Annotated in this window: 18 protein-coding genes and 1 pseudogene; 9 read left to right on the top strand and 10 right to left on the bottom strand. The window is 70.8% G+C overall.

Translation table 11 applies throughout. The annotated features are described in order from the left end of the window. Window positions 1–105 precede the first annotated feature (105 nt). A complete protein-coding gene (locus IE226_RS00910) occupies window positions 106–1,302 on the top strand; it encodes a PucR family transcriptional regulator (RefSeq protein WP_190078970.1) in 1,197 nt (398 codons plus the stop codon). 39 nt (window positions 1,303–1,341) lie between these two features. Here the strand turns inward: IE226_RS00910 and IE226_RS00905 are convergent, their stop codons facing one another. The 4 genes from IE226_RS00905 to IE226_RS00890 form a co-directional block, all read right to left on the bottom strand. Beyond that, window positions 1,342–2,469 carry an LLM class flavin-dependent oxidoreductase gene (locus tag IE226_RS00905; protein WP_190078969.1) on the bottom strand — a complete coding sequence of 376 codons (1,128 nt, stop codon included), beginning with the start codon at window positions 2,467–2,469 and terminating at the stop codon, window positions 1,342–1,344. Between the two features lie 14 nt (window positions 2,470–2,483). Next, a complete protein-coding gene (locus tag IE226_RS00900) occupies window positions 2,484–3,914 on the bottom strand; it encodes an NtaA/DmoA family FMN-dependent monooxygenase (protein ID WP_190078968.1) in 1,431 nt (476 codons plus the stop codon). 18 nt (window positions 3,915–3,932) lie between these two features. After that, the gene (locus tag IE226_RS00895) at window positions 3,933–5,201 is read right to left on the bottom strand and encodes an LLM class flavin-dependent oxidoreductase (protein ID WP_190078967.1); all 1,269 of its coding nucleotides are present in this window, start codon (window positions 5,199–5,201) and stop codon (window positions 3,933–3,935) included. Window positions 5,202–5,296: 95 nt separating this feature from the next. Further along, window positions 5,297–5,560, bottom strand: coding sequence for a putative leader peptide (locus IE226_RS00890; protein ID WP_190078966.1), 264 nt, complete (start codon window positions 5,558–5,560; stop codon window positions 5,297–5,299). 184 nt (window positions 5,561–5,744) lie between these two features. Here IE226_RS00890 and IE226_RS00885 point away from each other — a divergent pair. After that, window positions 5,745–6,109 (top strand): annotated as a pseudogene (locus IE226_RS00885) (DinB family protein); the annotation flags it as partial. A gap of 32 nt (window positions 6,110–6,141) precedes the next feature. On the opposite strand, the gene IE226_RS00880 reads toward IE226_RS00885, so the two are convergent. Continuing rightward, window positions 6,142–8,982 (bottom strand): beta-L-arabinofuranosidase domain-containing protein, encoded by a 2,841-nt coding sequence (locus tag IE226_RS00880; RefSeq protein WP_190078965.1) that lies wholly within the window; start codon window positions 8,980–8,982, stop codon window positions 6,142–6,144. A gap of 176 nt (window positions 8,983–9,158) precedes the next feature. Next, window positions 9,159–11,111, bottom strand: coding sequence for a M13 family metallopeptidase (locus IE226_RS00875; protein ID WP_190078964.1), 1,953 nt, complete (start codon window positions 11,109–11,111; stop codon window positions 9,159–9,161). Window positions 11,112–11,478: 367 nt separating this feature from the next. Between IE226_RS00875 and IE226_RS00870 the strand changes: the two genes are divergently transcribed. Continuing rightward, complete coding sequence (locus IE226_RS00870) at window positions 11,479–12,639, top strand: S1 family peptidase (RefSeq protein ID WP_190078963.1); 1,161 nt, start codon at window positions 11,479–11,481, stop codon at window positions 12,637–12,639. A gap of 185 nt (window positions 12,640–12,824) precedes the next feature. Beyond that, complete coding sequence (locus IE226_RS00865) at window positions 12,825–13,835, top strand: DUF3048 domain-containing protein (RefSeq protein WP_190078962.1); 1,011 nt, start codon at window positions 12,825–12,827, stop codon at window positions 13,833–13,835. 133 nt (window positions 13,836–13,968) lie between these two features. On the opposite strand, the gene IE226_RS00860 is transcribed toward IE226_RS00865, so the two are convergent. After that, window positions 13,969–16,209: an MMPL family transporter gene (locus tag IE226_RS00860; RefSeq protein WP_190078961.1), complete on the bottom strand. Its 2,241-nt coding sequence runs from the start codon at window positions 16,207–16,209 to the stop codon at window positions 13,969–13,971. 368 nt (window positions 16,210–16,577) lie between these two features. On the opposite strand from IE226_RS00860, the gene IE226_RS00855 reads away from it, so the two are divergent. Together IE226_RS00855 and IE226_RS00850 are read left to right on the top strand one after the other, a co-directional pair. Next, window positions 16,578–17,780, top strand: coding sequence for a hypothetical protein (locus IE226_RS00855; protein ID WP_190078960.1), 1,203 nt, complete (start codon window positions 16,578–16,580; stop codon window positions 17,778–17,780). 181 nt (window positions 17,781–17,961) lie between these two features. Beyond that, a complete protein-coding gene (locus IE226_RS00850; protein WP_190078959.1) occupies window positions 17,962–18,990 on the top strand; it encodes a tetratricopeptide repeat protein in 1,029 nt (342 codons plus the stop codon). A gap of 9 nt (window positions 18,991–18,999) precedes the next feature. Here IE226_RS00850 and IE226_RS00845 read toward each other — a convergent pair whose 3' ends face one another. Together IE226_RS00845 and IE226_RS00840 are read right to left on the bottom strand one after the other, a co-directional pair. Next, entirely contained in the window at window positions 19,000–19,386 is a 387-nt protein-coding gene (locus IE226_RS00845; protein ID WP_190078958.1) for a PPOX class F420-dependent oxidoreductase, read from the bottom strand. 202 nt (window positions 19,387–19,588) lie between these two features. Continuing rightward, the gene (locus IE226_RS00840) at window positions 19,589–20,089 is read right to left on the bottom strand and encodes a hypothetical protein (RefSeq protein ID WP_190078957.1); all 501 of its coding nucleotides are present in this window, start codon (window positions 20,087–20,089) and stop codon (window positions 19,589–19,591) included. 278 nt (window positions 20,090–20,367) lie between these two features. Between IE226_RS00840 and IE226_RS00835 the strand changes: the two genes are divergently transcribed. The 3 genes from IE226_RS00835 (at window position 20,368) to IE226_RS00825 (ending at window position 22,971) form a co-directional block, all read left to right on the top strand. Then, window positions 20,368–20,898 (top strand): GNAT family N-acetyltransferase, encoded by a 531-nt coding sequence (locus IE226_RS00835; RefSeq protein ID WP_190078956.1) that lies wholly within the window; start codon window positions 20,368–20,370, stop codon window positions 20,896–20,898. A 61-nt stretch (window positions 20,899–20,959) separates the two neighbouring features. Beyond that, window positions 20,960–22,240, top strand: a complete 1,281-nt coding sequence (locus tag IE226_RS00830; protein ID WP_190078955.1) for an MFS transporter — start codon at window positions 20,960–20,962, stop codon at window positions 22,238–22,240. Next, window positions 22,237–22,971 carry a Clp protease N-terminal domain-containing protein gene (locus tag IE226_RS00825; protein ID WP_190078954.1) on the top strand — a complete coding sequence of 245 codons (735 nt, stop codon included), beginning with the start codon at window positions 22,237–22,239 and terminating at the stop codon, window positions 22,969–22,971. Before IE226_RS00830 ends, IE226_RS00825 begins: the two co-directional genes overlap by 4 nt. Before the next feature lie 185 nt (window positions 22,972–23,156). Here IE226_RS00825 and IE226_RS00820 read toward each other — a convergent pair whose 3' ends face one another. Continuing rightward, window positions 23,157–24,047, bottom strand: a complete 891-nt coding sequence (locus tag IE226_RS00820) for a (2Fe-2S)-binding protein (protein ID WP_229870407.1) — start codon at window positions 24,045–24,047, stop codon at window positions 23,157–23,159. Window positions 24,048–24,051 lie beyond the last annotated feature (4 nt).

Below are 24,051 nucleotides of genomic sequence, written 5' to 3'. Positions count from 1 at the left end.
CGTGACGAGAGCGCGTGGGACACACTCTCTACCCGACGATCCTTGCCACTGTGACAAGCCCCGTCCATGGTCGTACGCACCCTTTTCCGATGGGACTATCACCCTGTGACAAACAAGCGGGAACACGTCCGGCAGGAACTCCTGGCCGACCCCCGTCTCGTCGAGGCGATCGTCGACGCGGTGCACGAACAGGTTCCGACCTACACGGCGCTCGACGGCAGCAGGTTCCCCGAGGTGCGGGCGATCGCGGCCTGGGCCACCGACCGCCTCCTGGACCACTGGGCCGCGGACGGCGCGATCGGCCCGGCCGATCTGCGGCGCTTTCGCGGGATCGCGGCGGCGCGGGCTGCCGACGGCCGCCCCCTGCAGGCCGTCCTGCGCGCCTACCGGGTGGCCGCCGCGGTGCTCGCGGACGAGGTCGCGGCCCGCGCACCACAGCTGTCCGCGCAGGACGCCTTCGCCCTGGCCCAGCTTCTGCTCACCGCCATGGACACCATCTCCGAGGAGATGACGACGGCGTACGCGGCCACCAGCGAGCGCCTCTCGGGCGACCGCGACAGGTCGCTCCAACTGCTCCTTGACGACCTGATCGCGGGCCGGCACGCCTCCCCGGCCGCGCTCAGCGCGCGGGCCGCACGTCTGGGCGTGCAACTCCCCGAGCGCTACAGCCTGCTGGTGGCCGAACCGGCCGATGCCACAGCCCTGGACGGCGCCTCGTCCGACATCTCCCTGACCACGTCGACGGCGCTGCTCGCGGACCTTGACGGCGACGGCGCGCGCGGCACGGCCCTGGCGACGACGCACGGTTCGCGTGCCGTGCTGCTCGCTCCGGCCGTGGCCGCCGACTCCGTGCCGGAGATCCTGCGCCGGCACGCCTGGCGCGGCTGTGTGATCTCGGGCGAGAGCCTGGACCGCGTCGCGGTCGCCCACCGGCTCGCCGCGGGCGCCCTCGACACCGCTCCCCCGCACGCCCACCACCCCGAGCGGGTCCTCACCGACGCCGACGCGCACGTCCTCGCGCTGCTCGCGGGCCACCCCGTCGTAAGCCCCGACCAGATCGGCCGCATCGTCCTCGGCCCCCTCGTCGACGGAGCCCGGCGCCACCTTCTGGAAGCCCTCACCGCGTACATCGACACCGGTTCCGCCAATGCCGCGGCCCGCGCACTGCACCTCCACCCCCAGTCCGTGCGCTACCGCCTGCGCCGCGTCCGCGACATCACGTCCCGCGATCCCCGGGACCCGTGGCAGCGCCTCACCCTCGACATCGCCCGCACGATCGTGCTCGGGGGCCGGGCCGGGTAGCCGTACGCCGGGCGCGCAGGCACCCGGCGTACGGCCGTGTCACCTGCGCCGCCACTCCTCGGCGAGCAGCTCGTAGGAGCGCACCCGGTCGGCGTGGCCGTGGGTGATGGTGGTGATGAGCAACTCGTCGGCGCCGGTGGCTTCCTGGAGCTGTTCCAGGAGGTCCGCGACGTGTGCCGGGGAGCCGGTGAACTGGGTTTCGGTGCGGTCGTCCACCAGGGCGCGGTCCGCGTCGGTCCACACGTGCGCGCGTGCTTCGGCCGGGGTGGGGAACGGGATGGCGCCCTCGGCCGTGCGGATGCTGCGGACCCAGGGGCCGTAGCCCGCGGCGAGTTCGCGGGCACTCTTGTCGTCCTCGGCGACGACGACGTCCGCGGAGACACTGACGTAGGGCTCGTCGAGTACGTCGGATGGCTTGAACGCGGCGCGGTAGCCCTCCACGGCTTCGAGTACCGTGCCCGGGCTGACGTGGTAGTTCGCGGCGAAGGGCAGGCCGCCGCGGCCCGCGACGTCCGCGCTCTGGCCGCCGCTGCTGCCCAGGATCCACACCTGGATGTCGGCGCCCTCGCCGGGCACGACGTGCGCCTCGACGCCGTCCGCGGACCGGTACGTACCCGCCAGGAGTGCCAGGATGTCGTCGACCTGCTCCCCGTAGTCCTGGGACGTGGCGTTGGGCTGCTGGAGCAGTGTGCGCTGGAGGGCGACGCGGGGCGAGCCGAGCAGATGCTCGTAGGAGAACCTGGCGGGGATGCGAAGCCCGTTGGGGGCGCGGCCGTCGACGACCGGTGTCGCGGTGGGCGGCGCAGCGGCGGGCGTCCCCGGCGGCTTGCCGCCCGAGCGGCCGAGCCCGAGGTCCAGGCGGCCGGGATGCAGCGCGTCGATCAGGCCGAACTCCTCGACCGTGGCGAGAGCGGTGCGGTGTCCGAGCTGTACGGCACCTGCCCCGAGCCGGATCGTCGAGGTCGCGGCGGCGGTCAGGGCGAGGACAACCGCGGGCGAGGTGCCGGCGACGCCGGGGTTGAGGTGGTGTTCGGCGAACCAGTAGCGGCTGTAGCCGAATTGCTCGGTCCGCCGGGCCAGGTCGATGGAGTTGTGCAGCGCCTCGGTCGCGGTGGAGCCGGACGAGATCGGCACCAGGTCGAGGACGCCGAGAGGGATGGCAGGCATGTCGGGGGTCCTCCTCAGTGGTCGGCCGACGCGGGCACGGGCGTGGGTACGAACGTGGCGCCGGTCATCCCGGCGTCGGTCGTCCCGGCGTCGGGGTGGGCGAGGCCGAGGTGATCGCGCAGGGTGGTGCCCTCGTACTCCGTGCGGAACACGCCGCGTTCCTGGAGCAGCGGGACCACGGTGTCGGCGAAGGCGTCGAGACCGCCGGGGGTGATGTGCGGGACGAGGATGAAGCCGTCGGACGCGTCGGCCTGGACGAAGTGGTTGATCGTCTCGGCGACGGTGGCCGGGGAGCCGACGAAGGACTGGCGGTTTCCGGTCTCGATGACGAGGTCGCGGATGGACCATTTGTTGGCCTCCGCAAGATCGCGCCATTCGCGCGCGGTGGCCAGCGGGTCGCGGTACATCCTCACCTGGGCGCGCCCTCGGGCGACGGTGTGTTCGCCGAGGTCCGGGTCGATGTCGGGCAGCGGTCCTTCCGGGTCGTACGCGGACAGGTCGCGGTTCCAGACGAACTCCAGGTGCTTGATCGCCGTGGCACCGCTGACCTGCTTGCGCCGCACTTCACGGGAGAGCTCCTCCGCCTCGGCGTCGGTGTCCCCGAGGACGAAGGTCGCGGCCGGCAGGACGAGCAGCTGGTCGCGGGTGCGGCCGTGGCGGGCAAGCCGCCCCTTGACGTCCGCGTAGAACGCCTGCCCCTCCTTGAGCGTGCTGTACCGGCTGAAGATCGCGTCGGCGCCCGCGGCGGCGAACTCGCGCCCCTCCTCGGAGTCCCCGGCCTGGAAGACGACCGGCCGCCCCTGAGGGCTGCGCGGGACGTTGAACTGTCCCTGGATGTCGAAGTGCTGCCCTTGATGGACGAAGGCGCCCGCTTTGGCGTCGCGAAGGAAGGTACCGCTCTCCTGGTCGGCGGCGATCGCGTCCCCGCGCCAGGAGTCGAAGAGTTCGTTCGCCGTGCCGAGGAATTCCTTCGCCCTGGAGTACCGCTCCTCCTGCGGGAGGAATCCGCCGCGGCGGAAGTTCTCGCCGGTGAAGGCGTCCCAGGAGGTCACGACGTTCCACGCGGCGCGCCCGCCGGAGAGGTGGTCGAGGCTGGCGAACTGGCGGGCCACTTCGTAGGGCTCGTTGAAGGTGGAGTTGATGGTGCCGGTCAGGCCGAGGTGTTCGGTGACGGCGGCGAGCGCGCCGAGGACGGTGAAGGTGTCGGGCCGTCCGACCACGTCCAAGTCGTATATCTGCCCGCCCTGTTCGCGCAGGCGCAGGCCTTCGGCAAGGAACAGGAAATCGAATTTGGCGCGCTCGGCGGTACGTGCGAAGTGCGCGAAGGAGCTGAACTCGATGTGGCTTCCGGCTTCGGGGTCGCTCCATACGGTGGTGTTGTTGACGCCGGGGAAGTGCGCCGCGAGGTGGATCTGCTTGAGCGGCTTGTCCGGTGACTTGCTCATGTCGGGGTTCCTTCCGGCTCAGGCGGAGGCGGCGTAGCGGCTTGCGGGGCGGGCGAGGCCGAGCAGACCGCGCAGGGTGTCGGCCTCGTACGCACGGCGGAAGGCGCCGCGGCGCTGGAGTTCGGGCACCAGGCCCCGGGTGATCCCCGGGAGGTCATGACCGACGACGGCGGGACGCAGCCGGAAGCCGGTGAGCCCGGCCTGCTCCAACTCCTGGATAACGTCCGCCAGTTGCGCGGGCGTGCCGGTGAAGATGTGCGCGTCGCCGGTGTACGGCTGCCCGGCGACGGCGTCGAGGCGCTCCCGGCGGTCCCTGGCGGCGGCCGGGTCGTCGTCGAGGAACACCAGCAGGTCGCCGAAGAGGTGCAGGGGCTCGTCGGTGCGCCCGGCCGCGTCCTGTTCGGCGCGGACCGCCGTGACGATGGTGCGTGCGTGTCGGGCGTCGCGCGGGGTGACGTATCCGATGTCGGCAGAGCGGCCGAGAAGCCGGAACGGAGCCTCGGTCGGGCCTTCGTGGGCGAGCGCGCTGACGAGGGGGCGGCCCTGTGGCGGCCGGGGCGTGATCGAGGGCCCCTTGACGCTGAAGTGCTTGCCCTCGAAGTCGATGTAGTGCAGCTTGTCGCGGTCGATGAAGCGGCCCGTGGCGACGTCCCGGATCTCCGCGTCGTCCTCCCAGCTGTCCCAGAGACGGCGCACGACTTCGACGTAGTCGGCCGCCTCGTCGAAGAGGTCGAGGGTCAACTCCCGTACGTCGGCTCTGCCGAGGTCCTCGACGCCCTCGATGGCGGGAAGCGTGCGGCGCCCGAAGTGCGCGGCCTCGTTGCGGCGCGCGGACACCTGCACCCGTACCCCCGCGCGGCCTGTGCTCACGTAGTCGAGCGTGGCGATGGCCTTGGATATGTGGAACGGCTCCGTGTGGGTGGTCACCACCGTCGGCACGAGGCCGATGTGGCTGGTCAGCGGGGCGACCCGGGCGGCGATGAGTACCGCGTCGAGGCGTCCTCGCACCTGGTCCGTGCGTCCGTCGGGTTCGGTGAAGTGCGACGACTGCAGCCCGAGCGCGTCCTCGATCGTCACGAAGTCCAGCAGGCCGCGTTCGGCCTCGGCGACCAGGTCGGTCCAGTACCGGGCAGTGAGCAACTCCGCGGGCCGGGCGACCGGTTCACGCCAGGCGGCCGGGTGCCAGCCCACGCCGTCGAGTGCGACGGCGAGGTGCAGCGGCGCGGAGGAGGAAGCAGATGCGGATGCGGGTGCGGAGGAACCGGCATGGGGGGAGAAATGGGGCAACGCGGATGATGACGACACGAGAGGTGTGCCTTCCTGATCGACCGTACGAGATCACCGGCCCCTCGGCTCCGAGGGTGCGGCGGCGGGGTGACGGGTCAGGAACAACAGAGCGCGCCGGCGACGCGCTGCAGATCGATGTGCTGCCGGGAGTACAGATGCACCTGCGGGTTCGGGGCGATCACCTTGACGCGCGGGGCGGTCGACGCGGAGTCCACCGACGGCGCAGACGGCACAGACAGCGCAGACGGCACAGACAGCGCGGGAGGAGCCACTGGCACATCCCCCACCTCCGCTCTTCCGGCCGGCTCGGCGGGCCACAGGCCATGGGCCTCGCCGGTATCGCGCTCGCGCCAGGGCATGACGCCGACACTCACATACCCGCTCAGGACGTTACGTGCGGCCGGCGCGGTGCGCAATGCCCCCGAATCATGGGCGTGCTCACACCTCCGCACACACCCCGCCTCGCGTCCTGGCCGGGCAGAACGGGGGCCGGACCCGAAACCCCTTTCCCAAGCCGGGCGTCCCTGTGTCAGGGTCACCGCGGACTTCGCGGAGCGCGAGCCGGGCCCCGTTCCCGTGCCCACGATCGGCTGGCTCAGCTGGCACATCGGCTGGTGGTGGAGCGTGACGATCGACCACGCTCAGGGACGAGTGCCGCGGGAGCGGACCGAGATCACCTGGCCGGGCGGCGGCAGGGCGACCGTCGACTGGCTGCGTGATCTGCGCTCGGAGTGGCTGGCGGTGCTCGACCGGCTCGACGACGCCGAACTGGACGCCGTCGCCCCCTTCCCCTGGCAGAACGACCCCAGGTGCACACCGTCGCCGACATGCTCGCCCGGGTGAACTCCGAGCCGATGAAGAACGCCGTCGAGATCGGCCAGCTCCGCATGCTGCGCGCCGCACGGTAGCCGCGCCCGCTTCGGCGGCGCACCCCGCTCCCCTAGGACACGTACGTCGCCCTCTTCGCCGTACTCACCACCTTCGTGCCGTCCGCCGCGCTCAGCCGTCCCGCGGCGACCCAGTCGTCCACGACCGCCCGGGCCCGCGTGACCAGGGCGTTCTTGTCGGCGAAAGGGGCCGCCGACCAGATGTCGTCGAGGAGGGTCGTGCCGTCGGGGGCTTGCGGGTTGGTGACGCCGGAGTCGGTCGTACCGAAGACCACCTTGGGTTCGGACCGCTGGAAGTAGGCGTGCGTCGGGTCCTGCGTGCCTTCGAAGAAGGGGGCGAGGCGGACGCCGTCGAGCGTGTAGTGCAGGGGTGTGCCGGTGACCGGGGTGAGGGTGGGCAGCAGGTCGCCGGAGAGTGCGGCGTTGCGGAAGAGGCCGAACCGGAGGTAGGTCTTCGCGCTGTCGCGGGCCACGAGGTGGACCGGGCCGTAGAAGAGTGCCTGCACGTCCGGCTTGTCGGGGGTCTTCTCCACCCGCAGGCGGAAGGGGATGGAGACACGGACGGTGTCCCCGTCGCGCCATGTGCGGGATATGGAGAAGTAGCTGCCCGGCTTCGGATCGGCTTCGGTCTTCCTGCCGTTGACCGTCACGGAGAATCCGTTCCCCGCCCACGCCGGCACGCGCAGCCGCAGATCGAAGGTGGCACCGCGGCCCCGGACGGTGAGCGTCGTGCCCTGTTCCCTCGGATAGTCGGTGGTCTGCGTGACCGTGATGTTCCGCTGCTTCCAGGTCAGCGTGGAGGCGCTGTAGAGGTTGACGTAGAGGGCCGAGTCGTCGGCCGTGCGGAAGTAGACGGAGTCCTGGTATTTGGTGGCGCTCTCCATGCCCGTGCCCTCGCAGCAGGTCGTGCCCGCCTTGGGCGTGTAGTCGCGCACATGGCCCGGCAGCAGCCCGATGAAGTACGTGACGAGCGGCTTCTCCGCGTCGGCCTTGTCCTGCTTCGAGCCGAGGACCTGGTTGTAGAGGGCCCGTTCGTAGTAGTCCATGTACGCGGGGTCCTGCTCGTGGAAGAACAGGGCCCGGCTCAGTTTGAGCAGGTTGTAGGCGCAGCAGGTCTCGGCGGTGGTGTCGCTGAGGGTGCCCGCGATGACGCCGGGGGCTTTGAAGAACTCTCCGGTGCTGGTGCCGCCGATGCCGTACATCCGGGTCGGGACGACCATGCCCCAGAAGTTCTTCGCGGCGGTGAGGTAGCGGCGCTCGCCCGTCTCGTCGTACAGCCGCAGCAGTCCCGTGAAGACGGGGATGTGCTGGTTGGCGTGCAGCCCGTCGAGGATGTCGTCCTTGGCGGCGCACGCGTCGATGAGCTTGTCGAGGTCGAAGAGGCGGGCCAGGGCGAGGTGTTCGGCCTTGCCGGTGATGGCGTACAGATCGCAAAGCGCCTCGACGATGCCGCCGAACTCGCCGCTGGAGAAGATGCCCCACATGCGTTGCAGGGTGCTCTCGGGCAGCTGCGAGAGGCGGGCGTACATCCAGTCGCACATGCCCGAAGCGAGGTCGAGTGCGCGGGCATCGTCGGTGTGCAGATAGGCGTCGAGGACACCGCGCAGGATCTTGTGCGCGGTGTAGTAGGGCGCCCACACCACCGTGTAGTCGCCGCGGGTCATCGACTCCAGGGTGCTGAACTGCGTCTCGGGGTACGCCGCGAGGAACCCCGGATGGCTCGGTCTGCCCCAGGTGCGGCGCAAGGCGGCGTGCCGGGCGCGGCCCGAACTGTCGGCGATGGAGGAGCCGCCGGTCTCGGTGAAGGCGTATGAGGCCAGGTCACCCGCTCCGGCCGGCGAACCGGCGGCGGGCGCGTCCTGGAGTCCGGCGATCTCGGCGGCGGTCAGCGCCCGCGACCACAGGTTCACCTCGTCGAACGCGCCGGCGAAGACCGGGTCGGCCGCGAAGTGGGAGCGGCCGAGCCAGTGGTTGCGCAGGGTGCCGAGGGCTGCGGGGTCGAGGGTCATCGCGGTGTTCGCCGCGACGGCGGTGCCGTTGACGTAGAGCGTGCCGGTGGCGCCCTTGAGCGTCACCGCCACGTGGCTCCACTGGTCCAGAGGCAGCGGCGCGGTGCCGTTGATGCCCTGCTCGCCGCCGGGTCCGTCCGAGGTGATGGCGAAACGCGGGACTCCGTCGGCGTTGCGGGCGGCGAGATAGAGGTAGCGGCTCGTGTCGTTGCCGCAGTCGATGATCCGGGCCCAATCGGCGTCATGGGCGGGCTTCACCCAGGCCGAGAGGGTTACGTCCGTGGCGCCGTCGAGGACGCCGGAGGGGAGATCGACGTACTGATGGGAGCCGCGGACATTCTCCGCGGCCGTGCCGAACCTGCCGGGGACGCTGAGCACTTCGGGGTCGCGGCGCAGCGCCGCGCGGACTTCCGTCAGCGCCCCGACCATGGAGCTGATCTTGTCGGCGTACGCCTTCTCGCCCGTGCCGGCGTAGGCCTGGCAGAGCATGGTGAGGAAGTGGCCGGTGTAGTGGCCCCGGAGATTGCCGTTCGCCTCGCCGTCGAGCCCCTCCCAGCCGCCGGGGGCCACGGCGCCGCGCGTGGAGAGTCCCGCGTTGGCGCGGAACACCTGGAGGAGCCGGTCCACGTCATAGCCCCGGCCGTGGTCCAGCATCAGGGCGCGCTTCGCGGCGAAGACACCTTTGCGCAGCGCAACGTCCCGCAGCGCGAACGGCTGCGCCGTCCAGGCGGAGGGGGCGGCGACGGCTGCGCCCCGCGCACGCGCGACAGCCCCGGATCGCGGAGCCGCCACCGCCTTGCCTGCGGCGAAGGACGGGAGCACCGGTACCGCCGCCGCGAGGGCTGCGGCGCGGAGGACGGCTCGTCTGGCGGGTGCGGGGCCCATGTATGCCTCTTCCTGACCTGATGTTCGAAATATCGGACAAGGTTCGGGTTACCGACCAAGAAGGTAGGAGGGCGGCAAGAGCACGTCAATGCTTCCGGCAGGATCCGGCGATCAACGCACGAGTGCGGCCGGGGCACCAACGCCCCGGCCGCACCCGGCAGTTCACTCGTACGAGGTCACCAGATCCGCACGCGCTCCGCGGGATCCAGCCAGAGCCCGTCGCCCTCCGTCGTCTCGAACGCCTCGTGGAACTCCTCGAGGTTGCGCACGATGTTGGCCCGGAACTCGGGCGGCGAGTGCGGGTCGATCGTGAGGTACTGCTGCTCCTGCTCCTTGCGGCGCTTGGTGCGCCAGCAGTACGCCCAGTTCATGAACAGCCGCTGCGAGCCGGTCAGGCCGTCGCTCACCGGCATCGGAGCGCCGTCGAGCGCGATGCGGTACGCCGTGTGACCGATGGTCAGGCCGCCCAGGTCGCCGATGTTCTCGCCCACCGTCAGCGAGCCGTTGACGAACTCACCGGGCAGGTTGCGCGGCGAGAAGGCGTCGTACTGCTTGACCAGCGCCTTCGACTTCGCCTCGAACGCGCTCTTGTCGGCCGCGGTCCACCAGTCGTTGAGGTTGCCCGCACCGTCGTACTGCGCGCCCTGGTCGTCGAAGCCGTGCCCGATCTCGTGGCCGATGACCGAACCGATGCCGCCGTAGTTCTCGGCGGGGTCGGCGTCGGGCGAGAAGAACGGCTTCTGCAGGATGCCCGCGGGGAAGCAGATCTCGTTCGTGCCCGGGTTGTAGTAGGCGTTGACCGTCTGCGGCAGCATGAACCACTCGTCGCGGTCGACCGGCGCGCCGATCTTGGCGAGCTGCCGGTCGGACTCGAAGGCGTCCGCCGCGTGCGCGTTGCCGAGCAGGTCGTCGGCGGAGACTTCGAGCGCCGAGTAGTCGCGGAAGGTATCCGGGTAGCCGATCTTGGGGCGGAAGGTGGCGAGCTTCCCGTAGGCGCGCTCCTTCGTCTCGTCCGTCATCCAGTCCAGGCGGGCGATCGACTGGCGGTAGGCCTCCAGGAGGTTGGCGACGAGGTCGTCCATCATCGCCTTGGAGCTCGGCGGGAAGTGCCGCGCCACGTACTCCTTGCCCACGGCCTCGCCGATGGAGCCCTCGACGAACGCGACAGCCCGCTTCCACCGGGCGCGCAGCTCCGGGGTGCCGTTGAGGGTGCGGCCGTAGAACTCGAAGTTGTTCCGCACGAACTCGTCCGTGAGGTAGGGCGCGCACGAGCGGAGCACCCGCACCAGCGCCCAGTCGCGCCACTGATCGATCGGCACCTCGGCGAGGGCCGCGGACAGATGGGCGAGGTAGGAGGGCTGGCGTACGCACGTCTCGGCGATGGTGGCGTCCGAGCCGCCGAGCCCCTCGACGTAGCCGCGCCAGTCGAACTCCGGCGCCAGGGCGATCAGTTCGTCCAGGGTGGTGAGGTTGTAGGTCTTCTGCACGTCACGCGTCTCGGCCCGCTCCCAGTGGCCGGCCGCGAGGCGGGTCTCCAGGGCGAGAACCGTCTGCGCGGCCTCGGCGGGCGAGGCGTGCTTCCCGAGCGTGAGCAGCTCGGTGAGGTAGGCGACGTACTTCTCGCGGATCTCGGCGAACTTCTCTTCGCGGTAGTACGACTCGTCGGGCAGGCCGAGTCCGCCCTGGAGGACGTTGAAGAGGTAGCGGTCGGAGTCCCGGTCGTCCGAGTCGATGTACGAGCCGAAGAGACCGGACCCGCCGATCCGCTCGAAGCGGCCGAGGAACGCCGCGAGCTCCCGGGTGTCCCGCAGCCCCGCGACCGCGTCGATCAGGGGCTGCGCGGGGGCGAGCCCGCGGGCGGCGATCGTCTCCTCGTCCATGAAGGAGGCGTACAGCGTGGCGATCTTGCGCGCGTCATCCGAGCCGGCGCCGTCCGACGCCAGCTCCTGGATGATCACCTTTACTTGTTCCTCGGCCGTGTCGACCAACTGCACGAAGGGGCCCCAGCTGGAGCGATCCTCGGGGATCGCCTCGGTCTCCAGCCAGTGACCGTTGACGTGGCCGAAGAGGTCGTCCTGCGGTCGGATCTCGGGGTTCATGCCCGGGCGGGCGTCATCCAGCATGCTCATTCACGCACCCTACGCGGACAGCGTCCCCGAGCACGATCGGCTTGCGGCCCCGGCCGACCCGGGCCGGCGACGTACTCGGCCGGCACCGGACGGCAGGACGAGCGCACGCCGTGCCCAGTCGTGCGCGCACACCGCGTCCGGTGCCGGCCGAGCGGCAACTTTCCGACACCAATTGCCGCCCGATGGCGCTTAGTTGGTATGGACATGACTGCCAGGCCGCTCTTATGCTCCGCCTGAACTCATCGTGAGAGCGCTCTCATCACCCTGTTCATCCCCATTCATCCCCGTTCCACCCTTTTCCCTCCTTTCCCCCCTGTTCCCCCCCTGTTCCTCCCCACCCCGATGGAACGACAGAAAGGGCACCGCCATGAGACGCAGAACCGGAGTCCGCATCGCCTTCTCCTCGATGCTCCTGGTCGGCACCTGGGCAAGCGCCTCCCTCACCTCCACCGCCGGCGCCGCCCCCGCGCCCGCCGCCCCCGCACCCGCACCCGCCCCGGCCTCAGCGGGCATGCTCACCGCCATGCAGAACGACTTCGGCCTCACCGAGGGCCAAGCGCGCGAGCGCCTCGCCTCCGAGAAGAGCGCGATACGCGTCGACCGCGCGGCGCAGCGGACCGCCGGATCGACGTACGCCGGCTCCTGGTACGACGCGAAGAGCGGCAAACTCACCGTCGCCACCACCAGTGCGCACAAGACCGAGGCCCTGCGCGCGACCGGCGCCACCGTGCGCGTGGTCCGCCACAGCGAGAAGGAACTGAACGCCGCCAAGGCGCGCATCGACGACCTGTCCGCGCCCGAGGGCGTCAGCAGCTGGCACGTGGCGCCGCGCAGCAACAAGGTCGTGGTGAACGTCGTCGCCGCCCAGAAGAACGACAACGATGTCCGACGCTTCGTCGACCGAGCCCGGAAGGCGGGCCCCGTCCAGGTCGAGACGGTCGGCTCGGCACCGAGCACCTTCGCCGCCGGGACCGTGGGCGGCGACCCCTACTACACCGGCAACGTCCGCTGTTCCATCGGCTTCTCGGTGCACGGCGGATTCGTCACCGCGGGCCACTGCGGGCAGACGGGCGCCTCGGTGCGCGGTTGGGACAACTCGACCATCGGCAACTTCCGTGGCTCCTCGTTCCCCGACAACGACTACGCCTGGGTCAGCGTGGGCAACGGCTGGTGGACCGTCCCGGTGGTCCTCGGCTGGGGCACCGTCTCCGACCAGCTCGTCCGCGGCTCGAACGAGGCACCGATCGGCGCCTCGATCTGCCGCTCCGGCTCCACCACGCACTGGCACTGCGGCAACGTCCTCGCCAAGAACGAGACCGTGAACTACAGCCAGGGCGCCGTCCACCAGATGACCAAGACCAGCGTCTGCGCCGAAGGCGGCGACTCCGGCGGCTCGTTCATCAGCGGCGACCAGGCCCAGGGCGTCACCTCCGGCGGCTGGGGCAACTGCGGCAGCGGCGGCCAGACCTGGTACCAGCCGATCAACGAGATCCTCAACCGGTATGGCCTCACCCTGCACACCGCCTGACGACCACGGCGTGCGCGCCGGGCCCGCGGGAGGGTCCGGCGCGTACGCCGCCGTGGTGAGTCCTGGCGGCTGGATGGCCCTATGGCGGGTTCACGGCCGGCGCCCCGGAGGAAGGACTGCGGCTGCCACTGCCAGGAACGACCGGCCCCGGAACCGCATCTCCGGGGACGAACGGAGAAACCGCGATGACAGTTAGGGCCGCTCGTCTGGGTCCCGCCGGATCAGGGAGCGGATCCCGGCGCCGCACCCGCATCGGCACGACACTCCTTGCCACACTCGCCGTGGGCGCGCTCACCGTGGGCGCCACGCACGAGAAAGCACCGGCGGACATCACCGCCCCGCCCCGCGACCGGTCACCCTTCACCGGCCTCGCGGCACGCAAGGGGCCGGTGCTCGCGGTGAAGTTCGACAACGCGCCCAAGGCGCGTCCGCACCACGGCCTCGCACAGGCGGACATCGTCTACGTGGAGAAGGTCGAGGGCGGCATGAGCCGCCTGATGGGGGTGTACTCGGGCCGCCTCCCCGGGGCCGTCGGACCGGTGCGCAGCGCACGGGAGTCCGACATCGAGTTGCTGCGCCAGTTCGGACGCCCGGCCCTCGCCTACTCGGGGGTGCGCAGCTCGCTCAAGAAGGAGCTCAGGGAAGCGCCGCTCTACGCGCGCCCGTTCGGCAGCTTCCCCCGCGCCTACTTCCGCGGCGGCGGCCGACCCGCCCCGCACGATCTCTTCGTCCGCCCCAAGTCCGCGCTGCGCACGGCCCCCAAGGCCTCCCGCGCCGCCGACATCGGCTTCCGCTTCGGCCCGGCGCCGGCCGGCGGCACCAGCACCACGGCGCGGACCGTCCGCTACTCCTCGGCCAGCCACACCTTCCGCTGGTCGCCCGGTGAACGCCGCTGGCTCGCCTCCTTCGACGGGGCCCCGGCCCGCGGCGCCTCGGGGGCCCGGCTCGGGGCGCGGACCGTGGTGATCCAGCACGTGTCCATGCCCCCGTCGCGCTACAAGGACGTCAACGGCGCGGCGACCCCGTACATCAAGACGGTCGGCAGCGGCCGGGCGACCGTGCTGCGGGACGGCAAGGCGTACAAAACGCGCTGGAAGCGGTCGAGCGCCGAGGGCGGCACGACCTTCACGCTCGCCGACGGCCGGCCGATGCCGTTCGCGCCCGGCCAGGTCTGGATGGTCTTCGCGGACCGCTGAGCCACGCCGGTCAGCAGCCGGGACGTCGCCCCGGACAGGCGTCAGCCCGGTGACCGTGGTCGGTCACCGGGCTGATCGGTTCATGCCTTACGGAGCGTCAGGAGCTGAGCCGCGTACGGCCAGCCCCGTACGGTCAGCCCCGTACGGTCTCCAGCTCCCGGTCCTGGTCCTGGTCCGGGTCGTCCTGGCGTGCCGTCGGGAAGTCGCCGAGCTGCTTGTGCAGCTTCTCGCCCTCCACGTCGACGTTCGGCAGCGCACGGTCCAGCCACTTCGGCAGCCACCACGCCTTGTTGCCCAGCAGTGCGAGCACGGCAGGGACGATCGCCATGCGGACCACGAAGGCGTCGAAGAGGACGGCGACGGCCAGGCCGAAGCCCATCATCTTGATCATGTCGTCGTTCTCCATGATGAAGCCGGAGAAGACGCTGATCATGATGACCGCCGCGGCCGCGACGACCCGTCCGCCGTGCGTGAAGCCGGTGACGACGGCCTCCCCGGCGCGCGCCCCGTGGACGTACGCCTCACGCATGCGCGTCACGAGGAACACCTCGTAGTCCATGGCGAGACCGAAGACCACGCCGATCATGAAGATCGGCATCATGCTCATGATCGGGCCGGGCTGGTCCACGCCGACGATGTCCGCGAGCCAGCCCCACTGGAAGACCGCGACGACGGCGCCGAGTGCGGCGGCCACCGACAGGAGGAAGCCGAGCGCCGCCTTGAGCGGCACGAGGACCGAGCGGAAGACCAGCATCAGAAGCAGGAAGGCCAGGCCGACGACGAGGCCCAGGTAGGGCAGGAGCGCGTCGTCCAGGGTCTGCGAGAAGTCGATGGTCATGGCGGTCGCGCCGGTGACCAGGACCTCGGAGTTCGTGTTGTCCCCGAGCCCGTCGACGGTGGAGCGGATCTCCTTGACGACGCCCTCGGTCTTGTGGTCGCTGGGACCGGTCTCCGGTACGACGTTGAAGATCGCGGTGTCGTCGGACTTGTTGCCGTTCGCCGGAGTGACCGCGGCGACGCCGTCGATCTTGGCGATCTCCTTGCCGACGGTACCGGCCGCTGCGGCGGCGCCCTTGTCCTTGTCCGTGTCGACCGTGACCATCAGCGGGCCGTTGAAGCCGGCGCCGAAGGACTCGGACAGCATGTCGTACGCCTTGCGCTGCGTGGTGTCCGGCGCCGACGTGCCCTCGTCGGGCAGGCCGAGCTCCAGGCTGGTGGCCGGTACGGCGACCACGCCCAGGCCGACCACGGCGAGCAGCAGGACCGGGACCGGGCGGCGCAGCACGAAGCGTGCCCAGCGGGTGCCGAGCTTCGGCTTGGCGTTCGGGTCCCGCAGTTCGCTCGCGGGCTTCTTGCGGTCCTTGCGGCGCAGCACCTTCTTGCCCGCGAAGCCGAGCAGCGCGGGGATCATGGTGAGGGCGATGAGCACGGCTATCGCGACCGTGCCGGCCGCAGCCAGGCCCATCTTGGTGAGGATCGGGATGTTGACGATCGCGAGGCCGGAGAGCGCGACGATGACGGTGAGTCCTGCGAAGACCACGGCGGATCCCGCGGTGCCGGTGGCCCGGCCCGCGGCCTCCTCCGGCTCGCGGCCGTCGGCGATCTCCGCCCGGTAGCGGGAGACGATGAACAGCGCGTAGTCGATGCCGACGGCGAGGCCGATCATCATCGCGAGCGTCGAGGTCGTGGCGGACAGGTCGAGGAGACTGCCGAGCGCCGCGATGCCCGAGACGCCGATGCCCACGCCGATGATGGCGGTCAGGAGCGGCATGCCCGCGGCGACCATCGAGCCGAAGGTGATGATCAGGACGACTGCGGAGACCGCGATGCCGATGAGTTCGGCGGTGCCGCCCATCTCCTGCTCGGCCATGACGGCGTCGCCGCCGGTCTCGACGGTGTAACCCGTCTTGCGGGTGTCGTCGGTGGCCTTGGTCAGCGCGTCACGCGCCTTGTCGGTGAGCTCCTGGGCGTTGACCTTGTACGTGACGGACGCGTACGCGGTGGTGCCGTCCTTGCTGACGGCGTTGGCCTTGAAGGGGTCGGCGACCTCGCTGACCTGCGGGCCCGCGCCCAGGGTCTTGACCAGCTTCTCGACGTCGCCCTTGGGTCCTGACTCCGTCAGCTTCTCGCCCTCGGGGGCGCGGATGACGACGCGGGCGGTGGCGCCCTCGGCGCTGGCCGCCGGGAACTTCTCGTCGAGGAGGTCGAAGGCCTTCTGGGACTCCGTCCCCGGCATGGAGAAGGAGTCTTCGGGGGGTGCGGGGGCAGCCGACGCGGAGAAGCCGACGCCGGCCAGCAGCACCACCCACATCAGTGCCACATAGCGGCGTCGCCGGAAGGCGAGGCGGCCCAGTTTGTAGAGGAACGTAGCCACGGCGAAGGGGCTCCCGTCGGTTTCGGCAGGCAGGTTGACACCCCCCGCGGCACGATCAGCGCACGTCAGGGCGGTCAGCAGATTTCCTTTCAATAGTCCGGCGCCCGACCGTCCCGGGAGTCAGACTCAGAGCCGGACTCTCGGCCCACGGGCGCTGTACTGCCGCTCACGCGGTGTCATCCTCGGGGAGGAGATGTGGCCAGGATGTGTAGACCCCACATCAAGCCCTTGATCACCGGAGGCTTCACCTCCGCACCGCGGGGCACCTGTTCACCGCAGAACAACTCGCCCTCATATCGCCCTAATAGGAGAGATAAGGTGTCGAGTCAGCTCTCAGATACTTGTCATCACCATCCAGGAGAACCTTCGTGACTCTTGCCATCGCGCCGTCTGAAGCCGCCGACTCGTCCGACGGCACCACGCCGGACGCGCCCTCGGCGATCTCGTCGGACGCCGCTTCGGACGCCGCTTCGGACACCGCCGCGGAGACCACCTCGGACGCCGCCCCGGAGACCGTCCCCGGCACGCCTTCGCCGGTCACCTCGGACGGCGTGCCCGAGTCGGTGGCCCGCGACGCCCGCGACTTCGGCGCCTACGCCCGCACCGGCGGCTGGACCTTCGCCCTGATGGTCGCGCGCAGCGTGCGCCCCGGCGGGCAGGGGGCCGACGAGACGCCGAAGATCTCGGCGAAGGAGTTCAGCGAGCTGGCAGGCTGCTCGGCCGAGCGCGTCATGCGGTACTACAAGGCGTGGGACAAGGCCGCCGACGACGGTCTTGTGCCCCATTTCGAGGCACTGGCGCCCGGCGAGGACATCGAGCTGCCCGACTCCGACGTCTGGCTGACGTACTACGCCTCGCGCTCCAGCGCCCTCACCCCGCGCGGCACCGCGATCACGGAGGCCGCCGAGGCCGAGGGCATCCGTCCGACCAAGGCCCTGGAGGTAGCCGAGAACCCCACCGCGCTGCGGGCCGCGATCCTCGCCGACCCCGGCACCGCCGAGGCGGCGCGGCGCGCCCTGATGGACCGGCTCGACGAGGACCCAGCGCTGCGCACCGAGCTTGTCCGGGACATCGTCAGGACCGACGACCTCAAGAAGGCGGTCGCGGCCGAGGCCAAGGCGGGCGACCGCGTCGACTACGTACGCCAGATCGTCGACAAGGGGCAGGTCAAGACACCCGCGGGCCAACTCATCGAGGCGCCCGCGGAGCTGAAGGAGGAGGCCGAGCGGCATCTGTCCCTCATCGACGAGCTGGACGAGGGCGAGGACTCCGGCGAGTGGGCCCGCGAGGCGTACGACACCGTGAAGGACCTGGTCGCCCAGACCGTCCAGAGCGACCCGCAGCTGCGGGTGCAGGAGCGGCGCGCGAAGTTCTACAGCAGCCTGCAGAAAGCGACGAAGGTCTTCGAGGAACTGACCTTCGACGACGCCGACGACACCGACTTCTACGAGGACGACATGGTGCGGCGCCTGGAGGATCTGCAGCAGTCGATCGCCGCGTGCATCTCGGCGCTCCAGGCGGCGACCGCGGGCACCGCGCCTGTCGCAGCCCCCTCCCCCGAGGGCAGCTGACAGCCGCCGGGCGGCTCTCCCTCCCCGTACATCCCGATGATGACCATGGACTCGCCCGTAGCCCTTGAGTCGTACGGCATGACCCATACGCGGAGGGATTCGCCGCACCCCGCCCCGCTCGTAACTTCTTGATCAACGTACGGAGACCGGCGTACGGAGTTGATCGAGAGGTCATGGATCTATGCACGGCAAGGCATTCGCGCCCGAATACCAGGGCGCGTTGGGCTCGGCACTCGGGGTGAACTCCTCCTACGAGGAGGTGCGGACGGCGGCGGGCCGCGCCCTTGTCGAGGCGGACACCGCACTGGACAGGGCGCGGGCCGCGCTCGCCCTGGCCGAGGCCAACCGGCGGCTCGGCGAGGTGGACGACGCGGGCACCGCCTGGCGCCAGAGCTACCGCAACGCACGCCTCGCGGGGGAAGCGGGCGCCATGGCCTGGGCGCTGTGGAGCGGCGGTACCCTCGCCCGCCAGTGCGGACAGCTGCGGCTCGCCCGGCGACTCCTGTCATGGGGAGTGGAGATGGCCGCCGACAGCGGGGAACGGCTCGCGCACGGCTACGCACTCGCCGGGCTCGCCGAGACCGGGCGCATCCAGGGGGACTACGCGGCGGTGGCCGCACTCCACGAGCAGCTGCTCGAACAGGGCCGCGAGCACGGCGAGGCGCGGCACATGGTGTGGGCGATGTCCGGCATCGCCCAGATGCGACGCAACACCGGCGACTACACCGAGGCCCTTGAGCTGTTCGAGGAGTGCGTCCGGATCTCGACCGAAGCACAGGACGCGCGGGGGCGTGCCTGGTCGCTGCGCGGGGTCGCCGACGTGCTCTCGATGCGGGGCGAGACGGAGCGGGCACTGGCGCTGCTCTCGGAGGCGGAGGTCATCTGCCGGGCGATGGACCTGGCGAGCGCGCTCGCCTACAACCACAAGATGCGCGGCAACGTCCTGTACCGGGACGGGCGTTACGAGGCGGCACGCGAGATGTACGCGGTCGCCCTGGCGGAGTTCAACGATATGCGGGAGCCGCGAGGAGCGGCCCTGTCCCGGCTCGGCCTCGCCAAGTCGCGCGCCCGCCTGGGCCGCGACCGCGGCGAGACACTGGCCGAACTGGCCGACCTTGAGCGGGACTTCGCGCGCATCGGGTTGCGGGGCGCACGGGAAGGGGTCATCGCCTTCCGCAACGAGATGGCCGCGGAGCCGAGCAGGACGTGACGCGGGTCGTCACTCGGCCGCCGTGATGCGGATGCCCACCGTCCCGCTCGTGCCGCGCCGCAGCTTGCTGCCGAACAGGGTCAGACGCCCGACCAGGCCGTACTTGCGGGCGATGAGGGCGCGGTAGCGCGCCGTCGTCTCCGGATCGCAGATCTCGGCGGTGGCGGGAAGCTGCTCGCCGGTCGGGTTGCCGCGCACGTCGCAGGGGCCGATCAGGACGTCGGCGCGGTTGCGGATCCGCTTGACCTTCCAGGAGTCCGCGGCCGTCCAGACGCCGAGCCCCGCCCCGTCCTCGACGACCCAGACGGGGCTCGGCACCGGGGTGCCGCTCTTGCGGTAGCTGGTGACCAGCAGATACTTCCCCGCACCCAGCCGCACCCGCGTCGCCTCATCCATCCGACCGCTCCAGTCCTCGTGCTGCCTCGTGCCAGCCTTCGTGCCGACCCGGGTGCAAAGCCTAGGGGCGGATGTTACGCGCGGTGCGCGGCCCCGGCTGCGAAGGGAGCCCCACAAAAGCGCCGCCGGGCCCGGACGGATCCGGGCCCGGCGGCATCAGCGGCGCGGTGGCATCAGCGCGGCGGCATCAACGGCGCGAGGGTCAGGCGCCCCACGTGCCCTGGTTGACGGCGCAGTTCCAGCCGGTGCCGTGGACCTTGAACTTCACCTTGTAGGACCTGGTGTTCAGCAGGCGCGATTCGACCCTGACGCCGAGGCTGGCCTTGCCCTTCAGGCTCTTGTCGTAGACGGAGACGGTCTTCGAGGTCTTGTGCGTGACCTTGCCGCCCTTCGCCTTCGCCGTGCCGAAGCGGACGTTCTTGACGTTGCTGACGGTGAAGGTGACCTTCTTGAACGTCTTGGTGCTCTTGTTCTTGAGGCCGAAGTAGAGGCCGTCGCCCGTCACCCAGCCGCCCGAGCCGATGCGGAAGCGGGACGTGTAGACGATGTCGATCGGGCAGGCGGAGCTCTGTGCCGACGCGGCCGACGCCTTGGGCGCCTTCGGTGCGTCCGCAGCGGAAGCGGACCCGGCGAGGCCGAGCTGCGTGGCGGTGAGCGCCCCGGCCGTGGCCAGGATCGCGGTGGTCATACGTGTGCGGTTCATCAGACTGCTGCCTTTCCCCCTGCGGCCCACGCGGGGCCAACTTTCAACATGGTGCGTCGCGTTCGCACAAGGCGGTCCTCGTCCCTGTGCCGCCCGTATTTTTAGCAGCCGGAGGGACATGAGAGGACATCAGTTGTGTGGGCGTACGACACCGTGACAAAAGCCGGACAATCGGAGCAGCTTCACATCGGCGGGGGCACGGGCGCGGGGCCCAGCGTCGTCGCGCTAGGGGTGGCCTGGTGGGCGAGGCCCCTGCGGTAGGCGGGGATACTTCGGTCATGACCACGCATGCGAAGCAGTCGCGCAAGGCCCCGGCGCCCCTGACCGGATGGGCGCTGCGGGCCGCGGACGCCGCCGACCTGGAGACGATCGCAGAGTTGCGGGCGATCGTGATGCGTCCGGATCTGGAGCGGCTCGGCCGGTTCGACGAGCATCGGGTGCTCCAGAGATTGCGGGACGCGTACGCGCCGGGTCACACCAAGGTCATCGTCGCCGACGGTGCCTTCGCGGGCTGCGTCGCCCTGCGACCGGCCGAGGACGGGCAGTGGCTCGAGCACTTCTACCTCGACCCCGCTCTCCAGGGCAGGGGCCTCGGCTCGGCCGTACTGCGTGAACTCCTCGAGCGGACCGACGCCGAGGACGCCGTGGTCCGTCTGAACGTCCTGCGGGGCAGCCCGGCCCGACGCCTGTACGCGCGCCACGGTTTCACCGTCGAGAGCGAACACCCGGTCGACGTCTTCATGGTTCGGCGGCCGGGGAATTGGCCCACACTCACGAGCCGTCAATGGTCCACGGGCGGGACCGCCTAGCTCGTTAGCCTCCCCTCATCTGCGAAGGAGCGGCCCAACGGCCGCCCGATGAGGGAGCATTGTGCCGATCGACATACTGCCGCGGGCCGGTGCGCCGCGCGTGCTCGCCGTCGCCCAGCTGAGCAACTCACTGGGCGACGGCGCCTACTACGTCACCTCGGCCCTGTACTTCACCCGCGTCGTCGGCCTCTCCCCCACCCAGATCGGGCTCGCGCTCACGGTCGCCTGGGCCATCGGTTCCGTGGCGGGCGCACCACTGGGCGCGCTGGCGGACCGGAGGGGGCCGCGCGGCGCGGCGGTCCTGCTCGCCCTGGTCACCAGCGCTTCGGTCGCCTCCTTCCTCTTCATCCGCTCGTTCGTACCGTTCCTCCTCGCGGTCTGCCTGTACGCCGTCGCCCAGTGCGGCCTTGCCGCGGCCCGGCAGGCGCTGCTCGCGGGCCTCGTGGCGCCCGCGGCGCGTACCGGGGTCCTTGCCCACCTGCAATCCACGCTCAATGCCGGTCTTGCCGTCGGTGCCGCGCTCGGCGGTCTCGCCCTGCACCACGACACGCGCTGGGCCTACCTGTCGGTCTTCGCCCTGGACGCGGCCAGTTTCCTGCTCTGCGCCCTGGTGCTGCTGCGGCTGCCCGCCGTGGCACCGTTCGCGGCCCGCGGCAGGGGCGAGCCGCGTCTGGCCGTGCTCCGCGACCGGCCGTACGCCGTCGTCACCGCGCTCAACGCGGTCCTGCTGCTGCGGATGCCGCTGCTGAGCCTCGCCGTACCGCTGTGGGTGGTGGACCGGACGAACGCGCCGGGCTGGTCGGTCTCCGCGCTCTTCGTCCTCAACACGCTCGCGGTGATGGCCTTCCAGGTCCGCATGGCCCGTGGCGTCAGCGGATTGCCCACGGCCACGCGGGCGGTCCGGAACTCCGGCTTCGTCATGCTCGCCTCGTGCGCGGTCTTCGCCTTCTCGGCCGCGCGGCTCGGGGTGTGGGTGACGGTGCTGGTCCTGGTTGCGGGGGCGGTGCTCCAGGTCATCGCCGAGATGCAGCAGTCCGCGGGTTCCTGGCAGCTCAGCTTCGACCTGGCGCCCGACCGTCAAGTGGGCCAGTACCAGGGCTTTTTCGGCACCGGAGTCCCCGTCGCCCGCTCCTTCGGCCCGCTCCTGCTCACCTCGCTGCTCGTCACGTGGGGCGTTCCCGGCTGGCTGCTGCTCGGCGGGATCTTCCTCGGGGCGGCTCTCGCGATGGGCCCCGCGGTGCGCTGGGCCGAGGGCACGAAGCAGGCGGCGCAGGCCACCAGAGATCCGAGTGTCAACTCGGGGTTGACGCATCCTGAGTGTCAACCTACCGTTGACACATGACGCAACCCACACACCCCATCCGTCTTGACGACTTGATCCAGGCCATCAAGAAGGCCCACCCCGAAGAAGCACTCGACCAGCTCTCCGACGCCGTGATCGCCGCCGATCACCTCGGCGACGTCGCCGACCACCTGATCGGCCACTTCGTGGACCAGGCGCGCCGCTCGGGCGCCTCGTGGACGGAGATCGGCAAGAGCATGGGGGTCACTCGGCAGGCGGCTCAGAAGCGGTTCGTCCCCAAGGACCCCGGCGAGATGTCGGACCTCGACCCCCGGCAGGGCTTCAGCCGGTACACCGACCGGGCGAAGAACGTGGTCATGGCCTCGCAGGAAGAGGCCCGCGCGGCGGGCAACGACGAGATCGACCCCGGCCATCTGACGCTCGCCCTCCTGACCGAACCCGACGCACTCGCCGCGAAGGCCCTTGTCGCGCAGGGCATTTCACTCGAAGCGATCCGCGAGAGCGTCACCGAGGTGCTGCCGCCCGCGGTCGGCGAGGTACCCGACCTCATTCCGTACAACGCCGGCGGGAAGAAGGTCTTGGAGCTCACCTTCCGCGAGGCACTCCGGCTCGGTCACAACTACGTCGGTACCGAACACATCCTGCTCTCGCTCCTGGAGGCGGAGGGCGGCACGGGCACGCTCGCCGGGCTCGGAATCGACAAGGCGGCCGTCGAAGCGAACATCACCGCGGCCATCGAAGAGATCCGCGCCTCCCTCGCTCAGGAGTGACGCAGGCGGGACCCGCGGCCGGGCCGCCCTCCACGGCCCGGGCGTAATCGTCCATGCGCGGTACGTCGATGGAGTGATCGGCCAACGGCTCGAAGAAGCCGGACGGCTCACCCGGGGCGTCCGCGAAGATCCGGGCCGGGGTACGTGCGCCACCCGGCCCGCCCGCCGGAATCCCCGTCATGGAATTACTGCCCGGCCCCTGACGGCAGATCAGCCGGCGCCAGGTCCGCCTCCAGCCTGCGCAGCCGCTCGGCATCGCAGACGCGCGGGCAGGTGCCGCAGGCCTCGGCGGCCGGGATCGTGTAGTAGAGGCAGCAGCCGAGACGAGTACGGGTCGGGTGCCGCTCGCCGTCGCTGGTCGTCAGACGGCGGAAGGCGGCCCCGCCGGGGAAGGGCGCGACGGGGCCCGGAAGGAGGGCGTCCACCGCCCGCAGCGCCTCGTCCTCCTGGCCGAGCATGCGCCCCAGGTACCAGATGCCCGAGACGAGATCGTCCCCGGCCATGCCCCACAACACCCGTCGCCCGCGCCGCACTCGGGGCCCGATGGCGGTGAGCAGTGGCCGCATGTGCGCGACGACCGCCGCGCGCAGTTCGGCGCGCAGTGACTCCTCGTCGGGGAAGACCCGCGTGCCGGGGAGCCCGGCCGCGGGGTCGTCGGGGAAGCAGGCGAAGGAGCCGGGGACGATCTCGAAGGCGCCGGTCTCCAGGTGGACGCGTACGTCCTGCGGGCGGATGCGCGGCACGCGCCGCTCCAGGTACCAGGCGCCGCTCATCAGCAACGAGACCGACCAGAGGTAGCCGTGCAGGGCGCGCGACGCGGCGACGTCCGGGCGGGGAGTGTGGTCGTGACCGGCACGGATGCGGTCGGCCTCCGCCGCGACGAACGCTTCCAGGGCGGGTTGATGTGCCGTCAGTTCGGCGCCGGAGAGCCACCCTTGACCGGTACTCGAACCAGGACCGGCCACCGTGACGTCGAGCGACTCGCAGTGTGCGGTCAGACGCCGGTAGGTCGTGGCGAGCAGGGCGGCTGGGCTCAGGGCGGTGGCGGTCGGCGCCAGGTCCGGGGCCACGGTCAGCGGC

The organism is Streptomyces longisporoflavus (assembly GCF_014649775.1).
Taxonomy (GTDB): Bacteria; Actinomycetota; Actinomycetes; order Streptomycetales; family Streptomycetaceae; genus Streptomyces; species Streptomyces longisporoflavus.
This window is presented reverse-complemented; position numbering and strand designations above follow the sequence as displayed.

What these genes read in the sequence shown, in the direction of transcription:
- IE226_RS00905 (WP_190078969.1), bottom strand. Translation starts at nt 2,469, where the DNA reads ATGCCTGCCATCCCTCTCGGCGTCCTCGACCTGGTGCCGATCTCGTCC.
- IE226_RS00900 (WP_190078968.1), bottom strand. Translation starts at nt 3,914, where the DNA reads ATGAGCAAGTCACCGGACAAGCCGCTCAAGCAGATCCACCTCGCGGCG.
- IE226_RS00890 (WP_190078966.1), bottom strand. Translation starts at nt 5,560, where the DNA reads ATGCCCTGGCGCGAGCGCGATACCGGCGAGGCCCATGGCCTGTGGCCC.
- IE226_RS00880 (WP_190078965.1), bottom strand. Translation starts at nt 8,982, where the DNA reads ATGGGCCCCGCACCCGCCAGACGAGCCGTCCTCCGCGCCGCAGCCCTC.
- IE226_RS00875 (WP_190078964.1), bottom strand. Translation starts at nt 11,111, where the DNA reads ATGAGCATGCTGGATGACGCCCGCCCGGGCATGAACCCCGAGATCCGA.
- IE226_RS00870 (WP_190078963.1), top strand. Translation starts at nt 11,479, where the DNA reads ATGAGACGCAGAACCGGAGTCCGCATCGCCTTCTCCTCGATGCTCCTG.
- IE226_RS00865 (WP_190078962.1), top strand. Translation starts at nt 12,825, where the DNA reads ATGACAGTTAGGGCCGCTCGTCTGGGTCCCGCCGGATCAGGGAGCGGA.
- IE226_RS00850 (WP_190078959.1), top strand. Translation starts at nt 17,962, where the DNA reads ATGCACGGCAAGGCATTCGCGCCCGAATACCAGGGCGCGTTGGGCTCG.
- IE226_RS00845 (WP_190078958.1), bottom strand. Translation starts at nt 19,386, where the DNA reads ATGGATGAGGCGACGCGGGTGCGGCTGGGTGCGGGGAAGTATCTGCTG.
- IE226_RS00840 (WP_190078957.1), bottom strand. Translation starts at nt 20,089, where the DNA reads ATGAACCGCACACGTATGACCACCGCGATCCTGGCCACGGCCGGGGCG.
- IE226_RS00835 (WP_190078956.1), top strand. Translation starts at nt 20,368, where the DNA reads ATGACCACGCATGCGAAGCAGTCGCGCAAGGCCCCGGCGCCCCTGACC.
- IE226_RS00825 (WP_190078954.1), top strand. Translation starts at nt 22,237, where the DNA reads ATGACGCAACCCACACACCCCATCCGTCTTGACGACTTGATCCAGGCC.